This is a genomic window from Bradyrhizobium sp. USDA 4504, assembly GCF_054063995.1.
This window is the reverse complement of the sequence record NZ_JBSSGV010000001.1, coordinates 6,010,267-6,025,425: the sequence shown is the minus strand read 5'-3', so window position 1 is coordinate 6,025,425 and position 15,159 is coordinate 6,010,267. Positions and strand designations below refer to the sequence as shown.

The following is a 15,159-nucleotide window of genomic DNA, read 5'->3' as shown; positions in this document are numbered from 1 at the left end:
CCAGCAGCTGGTTTTGCGATGCCCGACGATCAATCCGCCATCCCGGCAAGGGACGCCAAGCGCCTGTTCGCAGGCCTTGCGGGCGCGCCGGCGCTCCTGCTTGCGGTGTCCGGCGGTCCCGATTCAGTCGCGCTGATGTGGCTCGCCGCGCGCTGGCGCCGCGCGCTCGCGCAGGGACCGCGGCTGGTGGCGGTCACGGTCGATCACGGCCTGCGTCCTGAAGCGGCTCGCGAGGCGCGCGACGTCAAGCGGCTGGCGCGAAGTCTCGAGCTGCCGCATCACACGTTGCGTTGGACTGGACCAAAGCCTGGAACCGGCGTGCCGGCGGCCGCGCGCGCGGCCCGCTATCGACTGCTCGCGCAGGCCGCACGCAAGCATGGCGCCACGCATATTTTGACCGCGCACACCCGTGACGATCAGGCCGAGACGCTGTTGATGCGGATGCTGCGCGGCAGCGGCGTTGCGGGCCTCTCGGCAATGGCGCGCGAGACCGAGCGCGATGGCGTCTTGCTGACACGGCCGCTGCTCGACATCTCCAAGGCCCAGCTGATCGCGACGCTGCAGAAGGCGCGCATCGGCTTTGCCGACGATCCGACCAACCGCGATCGAACCTTCATGCGTCCGCGGCTGCGCGCGCTGATGCAGATGCTCGCGGCGGAGGGCGGCGACGCGCGGAACCTGGCGCGGCTTGCCGCGCGGATCGCGCGCGCCAACGCCGCCCTGGAGGTGCTGGTCGACGGCGCCGAGCACTATCTTGCGTTGAAGAGCGAGGATAACTCTGGCACGGGCTTCGATGCTGCACTGTTCGCAGTAATGCCCGAGGAAATTCGCGTCCGTCTGCTCAAGCGCGCCATCGACCGCGTCGGACATGAGGGCCCGGCCGAGCTCGGCAAGGTCGAAACCCTGCTCGCCGCGATGGACGAGGCCTTGGATGGGACTTTGGGAAAACGCGAATCCAGGCTGAAACAGACCCTTGCCGGAGCGGTCATCAGCATCGCTGCCGGCCGGATCAGGATCGGCCCGGCACCGCCCCGCCGGGCGCGCTCCCGCTGAGCCGGGTTCGATTGTTTCAATCGCTGTCATAATCGGGCAAAGAGGCTTAACCACCCCGGAAAAACACCGGATTCAGCGCCATTTTTTGACCGGGAATCGCGCTAGGATGCGGTAAATAGTCGTGCGTGGTTCCCTTGGCATCTACCCCAGCGGCACCTAAATTGTATGCCATCGACGGGATGGATTCCCTGGGGATTCCCACAGAGCCTGCCCAAGGATAGAGAGAGGCCGCGATCCGCGCGACCACGAAGGAAGACCATGAACGCCAATCTGCGGAATTTCGCCCTCTGGGTCATCATTGTCCTGCTGTTGCTGGCGTTGTTCACGCTTTTCCAGAATCCTGGCCAGCGCTCGTCGTCCTCGGACATCTCGTTCTCGCAGCTTCTCACTGAGGTCGATCAGGGCCATGTCCGCGACGTCGTGATCCAGGGGCCGGAGATTCACGGCACCTTCAACAACGGCACGAGCTTCCAGACCTACGCGCCGAGCGATCCGACGCTCGTGAAGCGCCTCTTTGACGCCAAGGTGCAGATCACCGCGAAGGCGCCCGGCGATAACGTGCCGTGGTTCGTCTCGCTGCTCGTCTCCTGGTTGCCGTTCATCGCGCTGATCGGCGTGTGGATCTTCCTGTCGCGGCAGATGCAGGGCGGCGCCGGCAAGGCGATGGGCTTTGGCAAGTCGCGCGCCAAGATGCTGACCGAGGCCCATGGCCGCGTCACCTTCGAGGACGTCGCTGGTGTCGACGAGGCCAAGCAGGATCTGCAGGAGATCGTCGAATTCCTCCGCGACCCCGGCAAATTCCAGCGGCTCGGCGGACGGATTCCGCGCGGCGTGTTGCTGGTCGGCCCTCCCGGCACCGGCAAGACGCTGATCGCGCGCGCGGTCGCGGGCGAAGCCAACGTGCCGTTCTTCACCATCTCCGGTTCTGACTTCGTCGAGATGTTCGTCGGCGTCGGCGCGAGCCGCGTCCGCGACATGTTCGAGCAGGCCAAGAAGAACGCGCCCTGCATCATCTTCATCGACGAAATCGACGCGGTCGGCCGTCATCGCGGCGCCGGCCTCGGCGGCGGCAACGACGAGCGCGAGCAGACGCTGAACCAGTTGCTGGTCGAGATGGACGGCTTCGAGGCCAATGAGGGCGTGATCCTGATCGCGGCGACCAACCGTCCCGACGTGCTCGATCCCGCGCTGCTGCGTCCCGGTCGCTTCGACCGCCAGGTCGTGGTGCCGAACCCGGACGTCGTCGGCCGCGAGCAGATCCTCAAGGTTCACGTCCGCAAGGTGCCGCTGGCGCCGGATATCAACCTCAAGACCATCGCGCGCGGCACCCCGGGCTTCTCGGGCGCCGACCTGATGAACCTCGTCAACGAGGCTGCGCTGACCGCCGCCCGCCGCAACAAGCGGATGGTGACGCAGGCCGAGTTCGAAGAGGCCAAGGACAAGGTGATGATGGGCGCCGAGCGCAAGTCGCTCGTGATGACCGAGGAAGAGAAGCTGCTGACGGCCTATCACGAGGGCGGCCACGCCATCGTTGGCCTCAACGTCGTCGCGACCGATCCGATCCACAAGGCGACCATCATTCCGCGCGGCCGTGCGCTGGGCATGGTGATGCAGCTGCCGGAGCGCGACAAGCTGTCGATGTCGCTCGAGCAGATGACTTCGCGCCTTGCCATCATGATGGGTGGCCGCGTCGCCGAAGAGTTGATCTTCGGCCGCGAGAAGGTGACCTCGGGCGCCGCCTCCGACATCGAGCAGGCGACCCGCCTTGCCCGCATGATGGTGACGCGCTGGGGCCTCTCGGAAGAGCTCGGCACCGTCTCCTACGGCGAGAACCAGGACGAGGTGTTCCTCGGCATGTCGGTCTCGCGCACGCAGAATGCGTCCGAGGCGACCGTCCAGAAAATCGACTCCGAGATCAGGCGTCTGGTCGAGGAAGGCTACAACGAGGCGACCAAGATCCTCACCGAGAAGCGCGAGGATCTCGAGGCGCTCGCCAAGGGCCTGCTCGAGTTCGAGACGCTGACCGGCGACGAGATCATCGACCTCTTGAAGGGCAAGAAGCCCAATCGCGAGTCGGTGCTGGAGCCGTCGACGCCGCGCGCATCCGCCGTGCCGCCGGCCGGCAAGCCGCGCCCGCGTCCCGATCCGGACACCGGCATGGAGCCGCAGCCGCAGGCGTAAGCCTCGCCCGCGATGGCCGGCACTTCCGGCAGACCAGTTGTGCAAAAGCTCGGCCTCAAGCCGGGCTTTTGTATTTTTGTCGACGGGTTGTCCGTTCCCTATGGCGACGTTGTCGGCGAGCTGCCCGCCGATGTGCTGGTAGCGAAGACCGCACGGGCACCGCTCGATGCCGTGCACCTGTTCGCCGCCAAGGCCGAGGGGCTTGCGGCCAGGCTGCGGCGTTACCGTCATGCGATCGCCCCTGACGGCATGATCTGGGTATCGTGGCCGAAGAAGAGTTCGGGTGTCGCGACCGACCTTACGGAGAAGGAGGTCCGCGCAACCGGGCTCGCGAACGGCTTGGTCGACGTCAAGGTCTGTGCGGTCGATAACGTCTGGTCGGGGCTGAAATTCGTGATCCCGGTCAGGGACCGCGGCAAGCGCTGAAATCGCGCCTTTCGAATATCCGTGGCCTCCGCTGCAACGCCGTGGCATCCTCCCGCCAAGCCGTCAAACGGCACAGCCGCGATGTCTGAAGGCGCGGCAAGAAAAAGGGAAGGGGAGGCCGATGCGCAAGGCATTCGGCGCGCTTGGCGCCATTTCGTTCCTGCTGCTGCCCACGTCTTCTCTCGCCGACGAGATGCGGGGCGTCACATCAACCGAAATCAGGATCGGCCAGACCATGCCCTATAGCGGGCCGGTGTCGGCGTTCGGCGCACTCGGCAAGGGCGAAGCCGGCTATTTCAGGATGCTGAACGAGCGCGGCGGCATCAATGGCCGCAAGATCAACTTCATCTCGCTGGACGATTCCTACGCGCCGCCGAAGACGGTGGAGCAAACGCGCCGCCTCGTCGAGAGCGACGAGGTCGCGCTGATCTTCTCCTCGATCGGCACCGCGCACAACACCGCGATCGCAAAGTACCTGCAGGGCAAGAACATCCCGCAGCTGTTCCTGGCCTCCGGCGCCTCGAAATTCGGCGACGTCACGCAATTCCCGCAGGCGACGATGGGCGTGCAGGCGCCGTTCCGCTACGAGGCACGGCTCTATGCGCGCTATGCGCTGGCGAAGAATCCGAATGCAAGGTTCGCCGTCATCTCGCAGAACGACGACTACGGCCGCGACTATCTCGCCGGCCTCAAGGACGTGCTCGGCGAGAAGTATGAGTCTCTGGTCACGGTTGCGACCTATGAGATCACGGACCCGACGATCGACTCCCAGATCGTCAAGCTGAAGGCCACCAATGCCGACGTCTTCGTGATCGCGGCGACGCCGAAATTCGCGGCGCAGTCGATCCGCAAGGCCTTTGAGATCGGCTGGCGGCCGATGACTTTCCTGTCCAACACAGCGGTGTGGATCTCGACCGTGATGCAGCCTGCCGGCCTCGAGGCCGGCACCGGCATCATCTCCACGGCCTATGTGAAGGATCCGGACGACCCGGCATGGAGCGACGATCCCGGCATGAAGGGCTGGCGCGAGTTCATGACCAGATACGTGCCGGAAGGCGACCAGCACGACACCAACTACGTCAACGCCTACAACAGCGCGATGGCGCTGGAGGCGGTGCTGAAGGCCTGCGGCGACGATCTCTCGACCGAGAACATCCTGCGTCAGGCATTCGCGATCAAGGGCCTGGAATTGCCGATGTTGCTGCCGGGCATCAAGGTCAACACCTCGCCGGCCGACCACGTGCCGGTCGATCAGATGCAACTGATGCGCTTCAACGGCAAGACCTGGGATCGCTTCGGCGAGCTTCAGACAGGGAATTGAGGGTGGGGCTGATCGCGCTTGAACTGTGAGCGCCGGGGATCAAACCCGTCATCCTGAGGAGCCGCGCAGCGGCGTCTCGAAGGATCGACGGCCCGACTGGTGGCCGATTCATCCTTCGAGGCTCGCCCGGCGGCGCAATTGCGCCGCAAGGCTCGCACCTCAGGATGACGGGACGACGATGCGATTTTGGACTTGTGCGGCGTCGGTTAGTTCGTGCTCTGACCCGCCGCCGCCGCGCCGGTCTTCGTCTCGTCCGAGCGTACATGGATCACGGCGATGTCGTCCTTGTACAGCCGCTTCCAGCCCTTCAGGTGATCCAGCGCGTTGCCGGCGGGCGAGTCCGAGCTCAGCAGCGTGGCATCGATCCGGTATTTGTCGAGCAGGCCCAGCAGCCGGCCGACGTCGCGGGCGTCGAGCGCATCGTAATAGTCGAGCACGAATTGCTCGCCATAGAGCTCGGCGCGGCCGTCGATGAACACCTTCATGTCGCGGCTGACCATGTAGCCGCCAAACGGCGCGGTGCTGAACACGCGCTGCGCCTTGTGCTGCTGCAGCACATCGACCGCGGCAACGGGCGAGAACATCGGCAGGAATTTGAACTGATGCTGCGCGACGAACATCCCCGTCGTCACCCACGCGCCGATCACCATCGCGATCACAGCCAGGATCGTGACGACGGGGAATGCGCGCGTTTCTCCGAAGCGGGCGGCGGTGGCGCCTGCCGTTCCCCATTGCTCGGCGATCGGCTTGGCGAGCACCAGCGGAGCGATGAACGCGAATACCTCGATGTTGCGGACATGGCTCAGCGCCATCCAGATCAGCGCGAGCAGCAGCAGGATCCGCGGCACCGACAGCGTCAGCCTGCGATAGCAGATCAGGCCGATCAGGCCGAGCAGCGTGGCTTCGAAGAAGCTGGGCTTGCTGAAATCCGCCGGCTTCCATTCCCCGATCAGCGTCAGCAATTTGCCGAGGCTGAGGATCTTGGTCGCGCCGAGCAGGCTGTTCCAGCCATAGGGCGTCAGGCAGCTCGCGGCCAGCGCGGCGAGGCCGAACAGGCCCCATCGCACGACAAGCTGGCGGCGGCGGCCGGGCTCCGCGTTCCACACCGCCTCCAGTCCGATCGGTCCGATCAGCGCCAGGCCGAGAACGAAGCCGCCATGCAGATTGGCCCACAGCGTCATCAGCGGCAGCAGCCACCATGACGGTGAGGCGCGGCGATCCGCGGCCACGAGCAGGCCGCCGATGAACGCCAGCAGCACCGGCAGCGCCAACACATGCGGCCGCGCCAAGAAGTGGATCGTCGACAACAGCAGCGCCAGCGCCGCGATCAGAAGCGCGCGCGCCGGATCGAAATACGGGCTCAACAGATGCAGGAAGATTGCGACCGTCGCGCCGATCGCCATCGACGACAGGATCACCGGCCCGGCCCAATCGCCGCCGTATACGAGCGCGTACACCACCTGCGACAGCCACGAGCTCGAGATCCAGGGCTCGCCGAAACGGGTGAACGAGAACACGTCCGATGTCGGCATCGCGCCGTGTTCGAGGATCCACTGTCCGACCCGGATCTGCCACATCGTGTCGGAATCGCGCAGCAGGATTTCGCCGGCCGAGAGATAAAACAGATAGGCGCCCACGGCGGCGCACAGCGGCACCAGTCCTCGCGCCGCGCTACGGCTGCTCACGCTGCTGGTGATGGAGAGTGACATGCGCTTTCTTGCTTGTTTCGGCCGGGGGCATCCAGAGCCAACGCCACGCGTGATGCTGGCGCGCACTCGACCACGGCTTCCGATAAATTCGGGTAAATGCCGCGGCGATATCGCGAGTGTGCGCAAGATCAGATGTCTCGATTTCGAGCGATCACCTTAGCCGGCGATTTACCATCGCGGCCCTGAACCGGTCGGGGAGAGGCCCGAAGCACCGCCGGCTCAATCAGAGGTGGTACCAGAGGTTGCAAAAAAATCCTTACAATTCCAGCTTGTCAACCAGTCTGAATAGTTGTTCACTTCTTCAGGCGATTGCGGGATCAATCGCTCAAAACGTTGAAGACTCGTGTGTTCTGCCGGTGGGCGCCGGCCGGGGCGCACGGCGGGGGGACGGAACGCCATGGTTTACCGGCGAACTCATCAGGTCGTGAAACGGCTGGCCGCGCGGCGCAGCGCCATCCTGTCGGCTGCGCGGGACGCGGCGGCGGCGGGCGGCATGGCGGCGGTCCAGATCGCACCCGTCGCGGTGCGGGCCAATGTCGCGGCGGGAACAGTCTACCGCTATTTCCCGTCGAAGGCCGAGCTGATCTCGGAATTGATCACGGAAGTCTCGCGCGACGAGCTCACGGCGATTCGGCGTGCCGCCGATGCTGCGCCGGGGCCGTCATCGGCGCTTGCCGCCGCGGTGACGACGATCGCGGTCCACGTGCTGTCGCAGCGCAAGCTCGCCTGGGGCATTTTGGCCGAGCCGGTCGACGTCGACGTCACCGCCTCGCGCCTCGCCAGCCGCCGCGATATTTCCGGCGAGCTTGCCATGCGCATCGATGCCGCGGTGCGCGCCGGGCACCTGCCGGCGCAGGACACGGCGCTGGCCGCCACCGCCTTGCTCGGCGCGCTGCACGAAGCGCTGGTCGGCCCGCTGGCGCCGGCCAATCTCGACGATCCGATCAAGCTGCGTGACGCGGTGCAGACCGTGACGCTGCTAGCGCTGCGCGCGGTCGGCGTGATGGACGCACGCGCGCGTGGCCTCGTGGTGCAGGCGACGACTCCGGCGAAGGCGCTGGTCGGCGCCTGAGTCCAGGATGAGGCCAACGCGCGCGAAGAACACTTCTGTCGCATTGGCGTTGTAGTTTTGCGGGCTGGGTTCAACCAACCTCACGGAGCAACCCATGACGACAAACCATGGCTCGGCCAAATGGCAGGGCGGCATCAAGGACGGCAAGGGCGCGATCTCGACCAAGAGCGGCGCGCTCTCGGATTACCCCTACGGCTTCGCCAGCCGTTTCGAGGGCAAACCGGGTTCGAACCCGGAGGAGCTGATCGGCGCGGCGCATGCCGCCTGCTTCACGATGGCGCTGTCGTTGATCCTGGGAGAAGCCAAGCTCACGGCGGAGCATATGGAGACCAAGGCCGATGTGACCCTGGAGAAGGTTGCCGACGGCTTCGCCATCACCGCGGTGCATCTGACGCTGTCGGCGAAGATCCCGGGCGCCGACAACGCGACGTTCCAGGAACTGGCCGGCAAGGCGAAGGCCGGATGTCCGGTGTCGAAGCTGCTCAACACCAAGATCACGCTCGACGCGTCATTGCAGGGCTGATCGCGGCGCGGCGGGTTAGAGCGTTTTCGAGCGAAATAGGCACCGGTACGCGTGAAGAAAACGCGCCAAACAGGAATCTAGAGCTGCGCGTCGCCCTTCGGGCCGACCGAGGCGATACGCAGCATGTTGGTGGTGCCGGGGGCGCGGAGCGGCACGCCGGCGACGATGATGACGCGCTGGCCGGCCTTGGCAAAACCGTCGCGGAACGCAATCGAGCCGGCGCGGTCGACCATGTCGTCGAGATCGTGGGCGTCCTCGGCGACCACGCAATGGACGCCCCACACCACCGACAGCTTGCGGCCGGTGACGAGGTTCGGCGTGATCGCGACCACCGGCACCTTAGGCCGCTCGCGCGCCACCCGGATCGCGGTCGAGCCTGATGACGTCCAGCAGATGATCGCCGACAGGTCGAGCGTCTCGGCGATCTGCCGCGCGGCGTCGGCAATGGCGTCACCCACCGTCGCTTCGGGATCGACGCGCTGCGCGTTGATCACGTTGCGATAGGTCGGGTCGCGCTCGACCTCCTCGCCGATGCGGTTCATGGTGGAGACTGCCTCCACCGGGAATTTGCCGGCGGCGGATTCCGCCGACAGCATGATGGCGTCGGCGCCTTCGTAGACGGCGGTGGCGACGTCGGAGACTTCGGCGCGCGTCGGCACCGGCGCCTGGATCATCGATTCCAGCATCTGGGTTGCGACCACCACCGGCCTGCCGGCGCGGCGCGCCATCCGGATCATCTGCTTCTGCAGGCTCGGTACCCGTTCCAGCGGCAGTTCGACGCCGAGATCGCCGCGCGCCACCATCAGCGCGTCCGACGCTTCGATGATGTCGGCAAGGCGGTCGATCGCCTGCGGCTTCTCGATCTTGGCCATCACGGCGGCGCGGCCGCGGATCATCTTCTTGGCCTCGATCACGTCCTCGGCGCGCTGCACGAAGGACAGCGCGACCCAGTCGATCCCCTCCGGCAGCGCGGCTTCCAGGTCGGCGCGGTCCTTTGCGGTCATCGCCGACACCGGCAGATCGGTATCGGGCAGGCTGACGCCCTTGCGGTCCGACATCTTGCCGCCGATCACGACGCGCGTGACCGCGCGCTCGGGCGAGGTTTCCTCGGCGATCAGCCGCACCTTGCCGTCGTCGAGCAACAGCGCATGGCCCGGGCGGAGCGCCGCGAGGATCTCCGGATGCGGAAGCTGGACGCGGCTGTTGTCGCCCGGCGTCTTGTCGGAATCCAGAATGAAGCTCTGGCCGTTCTTGAGCTGGGTCGCGCCTTCCGCGAACGAGCCAAGCCGCAGCTTCGGCCCTTGCAGGTCGACCAGGATGCCGATCGGCCGGCCGTAGCTCGATTCGACATTGCGGATGGTCTTGACCAGCTCCCGCATCTTGTCATGCGGGGTATGGCTCATGTTGATGCGGAAGACGTCGGCGCCCGCCTCGAACAGCTTGCGGATCATCGCGCTGTCTGAGGAGGCCGGGCCGAGCGTTGCGAGGATCTTGATTCGACGCAGTCGTCTCATGGTTTGTTTCCGGGTGGTGCGGCTGGCGGCAGACCAGACGCGCCCGGCGGCGCTGCGCCCGGCGGCGGGTTGGGCAGGCCCGGCATCGCCCCGGGACTTCCTGGACCCACGCCGCCCGGCATTCCCGGTACTTTCTGCGGCTGTTGTTCGTTGGCTTCGGTCAGCTGGACGGTCCATGCACGCTGCTCGCCGGTGTCGACCTCGAAGAAGCCGGTGCGGTCGAACCCGCGCGCCAGGCAATTTTCGGTGCCCTTGATGGTGAATTCCTTGTCGCGCGAGCACATGAAGGCCTGGCCGGACCATTCGCCGCCGCGATCATAGTCGAGAGCGTAGATGTAGTAGTAGCGCGCCACAAGGTTGCCGCGCAGCAAGGTCTCGCAGGTGCGCGACGACACATTCCACCAGCCCTCGGTGGTCCAGCCCTCGGCGTCCTTGTAGCCGAGCGCGATGCCGACGCGGCTCGAGGTGTTGTTGCAGAGCCGGAAATCGGCCGCCGCCGGGCTCGTCCACAGGCAGGCCGCGACCAGCGCCAGCACCGGCAGGAGGCCGGCCAACGTCAGACGGATATTGCGGGGAGCTGAGGCAAGGGAATCTGTTGGGCTCATGCAGCGAAGCTATATCAAATCATGGACGATTTCGCGTGCCCGGCCGGCACTGTCAACGGGCGGGCGCCCGTCTGCGACGCTGTCGGACCATGGCCGGGGTGGCCGGACCGGTCCGTTTTGCGCGCCGATATGGCAAAATCTGTGACAATTCCCACCTGATATCAATATGGTGAGCGCGACACACGGGATCACGATCATGAGCATTGACGACAAAACCAGAACGGAACTCGAGGCCGCGGTCTTCCGGCGTCTCGTCAGTCACCTGCGCAACCGCACCGATGTGCAAAACATCGACCTGATGAACCTCGCCGGCTTCTGCCGCAACTGCCTGTCCAACTGGATGAAGGAAGAGGCCGACGCCAAGGGCCTTGCCGTGAGCAAGGACGAGAGCCGTGAGGCGGTCTACGGTATGCCGTATGAGGAATGGAAGGCGAAGTATCAGGGCAGCGCGACGCCGGAGCAACTCGCGGCGATGAAGAAAGCCCAAAGCGGGCATTAAGCCGAGCAACGTCATTCCGGGATGGTGCGTTAGCACCAGACCTCAGATGCGCAATTGCGCATCGGGGAATCTCGAGATTCCGGGTTCGATGCTGCCGCATCGCCCCGGAATGACGTTTATACCTGAAAGACCAGCATCTCCTGTGGGCGCGCTGTGGATGAGCGCGATGTTTCCTTGACGGAACGCGCGCCAAAATCGAGGGTCGCCCGCAGCAAGCGGTGCGCAAGGCGCGTATTCGCGTAACATTTCAATGCCAGTTCAGGAGTGCGCGATGGCCACCACGTCTGCCGCCGTCAAGGAAGAGCCCGCAACGCGATTTGCCAAGGACCAGCTCAAGTCCATCATCGAGCGCATCGAGCGGCTGGAAGAAGAGAAGAAGACGATCTCGGACGACATCCGCGACGTTTATGCCGAGAGCAAGGGCAACGGCTTCGACGTCAAGGCGCTGCGCGCCATCATCCGTCTGCGCAAGCAGGATCCGAACGAGCGCCAGGAGCAGGAGACCATCCTGGAGACCTACATGCAGGCGCTGGGGATGCTCTGAGGCGGCCAGCGGCCACCCCTGCTGGCGTTTGCCAAGGCGCTCCAAGCCCCCCAAGGCTCAGGTCGATGCTCCTGGAAGGCCTCGTGTCGAGGCTTGGGTGAAATCACGGGATTTGCTACACTGGCGGTGAGGTAACCGGGCAGATCGTTCAGATGGACGTGCCAGGACCAGAGCGCCGGCTCGCTGCGGTCCTCGCCGCCGACATGGTCGGCTATAGCCGCCTGATGGAGGCTGACGAGACGGGCACCCTTGCGCGCCTCAAAACCCATCGCATCGAGCTGATCGATCCGGCCATCGCCAAGAATCGCGGCCGCATCATCAAGACCACCGGCGACGGCCTGCTGGTCGAATTCCACAGCGTCGTCGATGCGGTGCTGTGCGCGGCCGAGGTCCAGAGCCGGATGGCCAAGCGCAACGCCGACGTCGCGCCGGCGCGCTGGATGCAGTTTCGCATCGGCATCAATCTTGGCGACGTGATCGTTGACGGCGCCGATATCTTCGGCGACGGCGTCAACGTCGCGTCCCGTCTGGAGACACTGGCCGAGCCCGGCGGCATTTGCATTTCCGGCGCGGTCCGCGATCAGGTCGGCGATCGCCTGGAAGATCTGAGCTTCGAGGATCTCGGCGACCAGACCGTCAAGAATATCGCGCGCCCGATCCGGGTTTTTCGCGTTCATCTCGAATCCGGTGCCAGGCCCGTTCCGGAGCACCCGAGCGCGGTGGCCGCCCCTGTCGTCGCCAAGAAGCCCTCCATCGCCGTGCTGCCGCTCGTCAACATGAGCGGCGATCCCGAGCAGGAATTCTTCGCCGACGGGCTCACCGAGGACATCATCACCGAGCTGTCGCGCTTCCACGATCTGCTGGTGATCTCGCGCAACTCGAGCTTCGTGTACAAGGGCAAGGCCGTGAAGGTGCAGGACGTCGCGAAGGAATTCGCCGTCGACTATGTGCTGGAAGGCAGCGTGCGGAAGGCGGGCGGCCGGATCCGCGTCACCGTGCAGCTGATCGACGCCGTGGCCGACCGGCACGTTTGGGCCGAACGCTACGACCGCGAGCTTGCCGACATCTTCGCGATCCAGGACGAGATGACGCGCGCGATCGTGGCGACCTTGCCGGGGCGCGTCGAGGCTGCCGCGCATGACCGCGTCAAGCGCAAGCCGACCGACAACATGGCGGCCTACGAGTGCGTGCTTGCCGCCAAGGTGCTGCATCATCGCTCGGCACGGGACGACAACGCGGAGGCGCAGCGCCTGCTCGAGCGGGCCATCGTGCTTGACCCAAACTATGCCCATGCCCACGCCTGGCGGGCCTGCGTGCTCGGCCAGACCTGGGTCTACAACTGGTGCACCGACCGCGACGCGACCATGGCGCAGGTCGCCGCAGAGCTCGAGATCGCGCTCAAGCTCGACGACAATGACAGTGACGTGCACCGGATCCTCGCCGCGCTGAACCTTAACCGCGACGACCACGACAAGGCGGCCTTCCACCAGGAGCGCGCGCTCGCGCTGAACCCGAACTACGACCTCGTGGTCGTGCAGCAGGGCGAGCTCCTGACCTGGCTCGGGCGGCCCGAGGAGGGCATCGACTGGATCAAGCGGGCGATGCGCCTCAATCCGTTCCATCCGGAGCGCTTCTGGAGCCATCTCGGCCGGGCCTGCTATTGCGCCGAGAAATACGCCGACGCCGTCGAGGCGTTCTCGCGCATCACGCGCCCCGATCACACCCATCATGCCTTCCTCGCGGCGACCTTCGCGCAGATGGGCAACACGGTGGCGGCCTCTGCCCACGCCGCCGAGGTGCTGAAGCGCGAGCCGACCTTCTCGGTTGCCGCGCATCTGACAACCCAGCGCTACAAGTATGAGCCCGATCGGGCACGCTACGAGGCCGGCCTGCTCAAGGCAGGGCTGCCGGCCTGAAGGGGCGGAAAGCTATCTTGTCGGCAGAAGCGCGGCTCAGCGCAGCGAGGCGGTGCGGAGCACGAAGGACTGGGTCGTCAGGAGGGCGGTCGCCGAGCCCGAGAAGCGGTCGCAGGTCATGCCCATCATCGGATCTTCCGAGAAGGTCATGACGACGGCGGCCTGCGGCTTCACGAAATGAGCCCGCATCATGGTCATGTCGGTGTCGCCAAGCACCGTGGTCAGCATGGCATTGCTGGCGCTCGGCGCCAGCATCACCACGCGCATCCAGATATCGTTGCCCTTGGCAGCCGAGATCCGCGCGGAGGTGGTGATCACGCCCTGGCTCGGTGCGCCCTTGGCAACGACGGTGTTGATTTCGGTGCTAGGGACCGCACCATTGCGCGTCGGGCGCACGTTGCGCGGGATCGGCGCGGTCGCTGCGACGATGTTGGCCCGATCGACCGGCGAGGCCGCGGGCGCATAGGCCAGCGCCTTGTTGAAGTTTTCGGTTGTCGTGCTCGCAGTGGTCTGCGGATCGCTACCGCCGACCGCCTCGCGGGCCTTCAGCGCGGCAATCTGCGCCGCCGACGCCTGCTTCGGCGCCTCACCCTCGTCACCCCAGAAGCCGCGGGCATTGATGATGTCGGCAGGGGATTGCGGCGCGGTGTTCTCGGCCACCTGCACCACTTGCACCGCCGGCTTCGCCTTCGGCATCGGCACGAGCTGGGCGTCGGCGGCGGCGAGCTGGATGGCGGCGGCGAACTGCGGCTTGGCGCGCGGCAGCGGAACCGGATCGGCGGCTTTGGCGGGCGCGGCGGCAGCCACCACGGTGTTGGCGGCGGGCTTGTCGTTCGCGCTGGCCGCGCCTTCGTCTTCATCGTCACTCGACTTGCCGCCACCGAACAGCTTCGCGAACAGGCTCGGCTTGCCGATGGTCGCGGCATCGTCACCATTGCCGCGGCGCTCGATATCGGCCTTGGCAAGCTCATAGCCCTTGAGCGGCGTGCCGTCGGTCGGGACATGGACGGTGCGGCCGTCGGGGAACACCCTGACCAGCTGATCGCGGGTCATGCGCGGCCAGTGGCGGATGCTGCCGGTGTCGAGATGGACGAACGGCGAGCCCGAGGTCGGATAGAAGCCGACGCCGCCGCGCTGCAGGCGGAGGCCGGCGTAGCGGATCTGCTCCAGCGGCACGCCCGGGATGAAGAAGTCCATCGCATGCCCCAGCATGTGCTGGCTGTGGCGCGCGACGCCCGAGGAGCGGCGGCGGAGCATGGCGTTGGTGGCAGGGGCGCGATAGGCGGAGATGATCTGGATCGGCTGCTTGCCGCCGACGTCGTTATAGACGTCCCACAGGATGTCGAAGAGGTGACGGTCCATCACCGTTTCATCCTGGGAACGCCAGTCGCGCAGGAAGTGGTTGAGCTGCTTCAGCGCGCCTTCGTCGTAGCGGCCCTCGCGCTTGAAGGTGACGGTGAGGTCTTCGCCGGAATGGGTGTGGTGGAAGGAGAGGGTGCGGGTCTGGTTCAGCGCGGTGGCATCGTGCACCGATCCTGCGCCCGCCAACAGCAATAGCGCAGTCAGGCCGACTTGGTATCCGGCCTTAGGCAACGACAGCGGATTGCAGCGGCGTGCGAAGACAGCCAGCACTATGAGCCCACCCAGTCGACGAGCGTTCGGTCGGCATCTTTCGCAGACCCCCTGCGGAAGACGGTGAACGCTTTCTTAAAGCGGGAGGGTTAACCGAGGTTTACCGACCCGCCCCCAAGTTAGGCTTAACTAACTGGGCGACTGTGGCAAAAGATAGCCCTGCT

Annotated in this window: 13 protein-coding genes; 9 read left to right on the top strand and 4 right to left on the bottom strand. The window is 65.7% G+C overall.

Annotated features, from left to right (window positions below):
• The first annotated feature begins 18 nt into the window (after window positions 1-18).
• The 4 genes from tilS to ACVMB1_RS28440 all read left to right on the top strand — a co-directional run bounded on the left by tilS (window position 19) and on the right by ACVMB1_RS28440 (window position 4,981).
• Entirely contained in the window at window positions 19-1,053 is a 1,035-nt protein-coding gene (gene tilS / locus ACVMB1_RS28455) for a tRNA lysidine(34) synthetase TilS (protein WP_057018121.1), read from the top strand.
• Between the two features lie 258 nt (window positions 1,054-1,311).
• Entirely contained in the window at window positions 1,312-3,234 is a 1,923-nt protein-coding gene (gene ftsH / locus ACVMB1_RS28450) for an ATP-dependent zinc metalloprotease FtsH (RefSeq protein ID WP_057018122.1), read from the top strand.
• A 39-nt stretch (window positions 3,235-3,273) separates the two neighbouring features.
• The gene (locus ACVMB1_RS28445) at window positions 3,274-3,660 is read left to right on the top strand and encodes a DUF3052 domain-containing protein (RefSeq protein WP_244558820.1); all 387 of its coding nucleotides are present in this window, start codon (window positions 3,274-3,276) and stop codon (window positions 3,658-3,660) included.
• Between the two features lie 121 nt (window positions 3,661-3,781).
• On the top strand, window positions 3,782-4,981 hold the full coding sequence (locus ACVMB1_RS28440; protein WP_076828022.1) for an ABC transporter substrate-binding protein: 1,200 nt from the start codon (window positions 3,782-3,784) through the stop codon (window positions 4,979-4,981).
• 206 nt (window positions 4,982-5,187) lie between these two features.
• On the opposite strand, the gene ACVMB1_RS28435 is transcribed toward ACVMB1_RS28440, so the two are convergent.
• Window positions 5,188-6,690 (bottom strand): hypothetical protein, encoded by a 1,503-nt coding sequence (locus tag ACVMB1_RS28435; RefSeq protein WP_076828024.1) that lies wholly within the window; start codon window positions 6,688-6,690, stop codon window positions 5,188-5,190.
• Window positions 6,691-7,087: 397 nt separating this feature from the next.
• Between ACVMB1_RS28435 and ACVMB1_RS28430 the strand changes: the two genes are divergently transcribed.
• Window positions 7,088-7,762, top strand: a complete 675-nt coding sequence (locus ACVMB1_RS28430) for a TetR/AcrR family transcriptional regulator (protein WP_026191806.1) — start codon at window positions 7,088-7,090, stop codon at window positions 7,760-7,762.
• A 94-nt stretch (window positions 7,763-7,856) separates the two neighbouring features.
• Window positions 7,857-8,285: an OsmC family protein gene (locus ACVMB1_RS28425; protein ID WP_076828026.1), complete on the top strand. Its 429-nt coding sequence runs from the start codon at window positions 7,857-7,859 to the stop codon at window positions 8,283-8,285.
• 77 nt (window positions 8,286-8,362) lie between these two features.
• Here the strand turns inward: ACVMB1_RS28425 and pyk are convergent, their stop codons facing one another.
• Together pyk and ACVMB1_RS28415 are read right to left on the bottom strand one after the other, a co-directional pair.
• Complete coding sequence (gene pyk, locus ACVMB1_RS28420) at window positions 8,363-9,799, bottom strand: pyruvate kinase (RefSeq protein WP_076828028.1); 1,437 nt, start codon at window positions 9,797-9,799, stop codon at window positions 8,363-8,365.
• Complete coding sequence (locus ACVMB1_RS28415) at window positions 9,796-10,404, bottom strand: DUF1036 domain-containing protein (RefSeq protein WP_038377731.1); 609 nt, start codon at window positions 10,402-10,404, stop codon at window positions 9,796-9,798. The genes pyk and ACVMB1_RS28415 overlap by 4 nt, the downstream gene beginning before the upstream one ends.
• Window positions 10,405-10,600: 196 nt before the next feature.
• On the opposite strand from ACVMB1_RS28415, the gene ACVMB1_RS28410 reads away from it, so the two are divergent.
• The 3 genes from ACVMB1_RS28410 (at window position 10,601) to ACVMB1_RS28400 (ending at window position 13,363) form a co-directional block, all read left to right on the top strand.
• Window positions 10,601-10,903, top strand: coding sequence for a DUF1244 domain-containing protein (locus ACVMB1_RS28410; protein ID WP_050422684.1), 303 nt, complete (start codon window positions 10,601-10,603; stop codon window positions 10,901-10,903).
• Between the two features lie 271 nt (window positions 10,904-11,174).
• Window positions 11,175-11,447: a DUF2312 domain-containing protein gene (locus tag ACVMB1_RS28405; protein ID WP_016841616.1), complete on the top strand. Its 273-nt coding sequence runs from the start codon at window positions 11,175-11,177 to the stop codon at window positions 11,445-11,447.
• Between the two features lie 152 nt (window positions 11,448-11,599).
• Complete coding sequence (locus tag ACVMB1_RS28400) at window positions 11,600-13,363, top strand: adenylate/guanylate cyclase domain-containing protein (protein ID WP_076828030.1); 1,764 nt, start codon at window positions 11,600-11,602, stop codon at window positions 13,361-13,363.
• A gap of 36 nt (window positions 13,364-13,399) precedes the next feature.
• On the opposite strand, the gene ACVMB1_RS28395 is transcribed toward ACVMB1_RS28400, so the two are convergent.
• Entirely contained in the window at window positions 13,400-14,995 is a 1,596-nt protein-coding gene (locus tag ACVMB1_RS28395) for a DUF882 domain-containing protein (protein WP_076828032.1), read from the bottom strand.
• Between the last annotated feature and the right edge of the window lie 164 nt (window positions 14,996-15,159).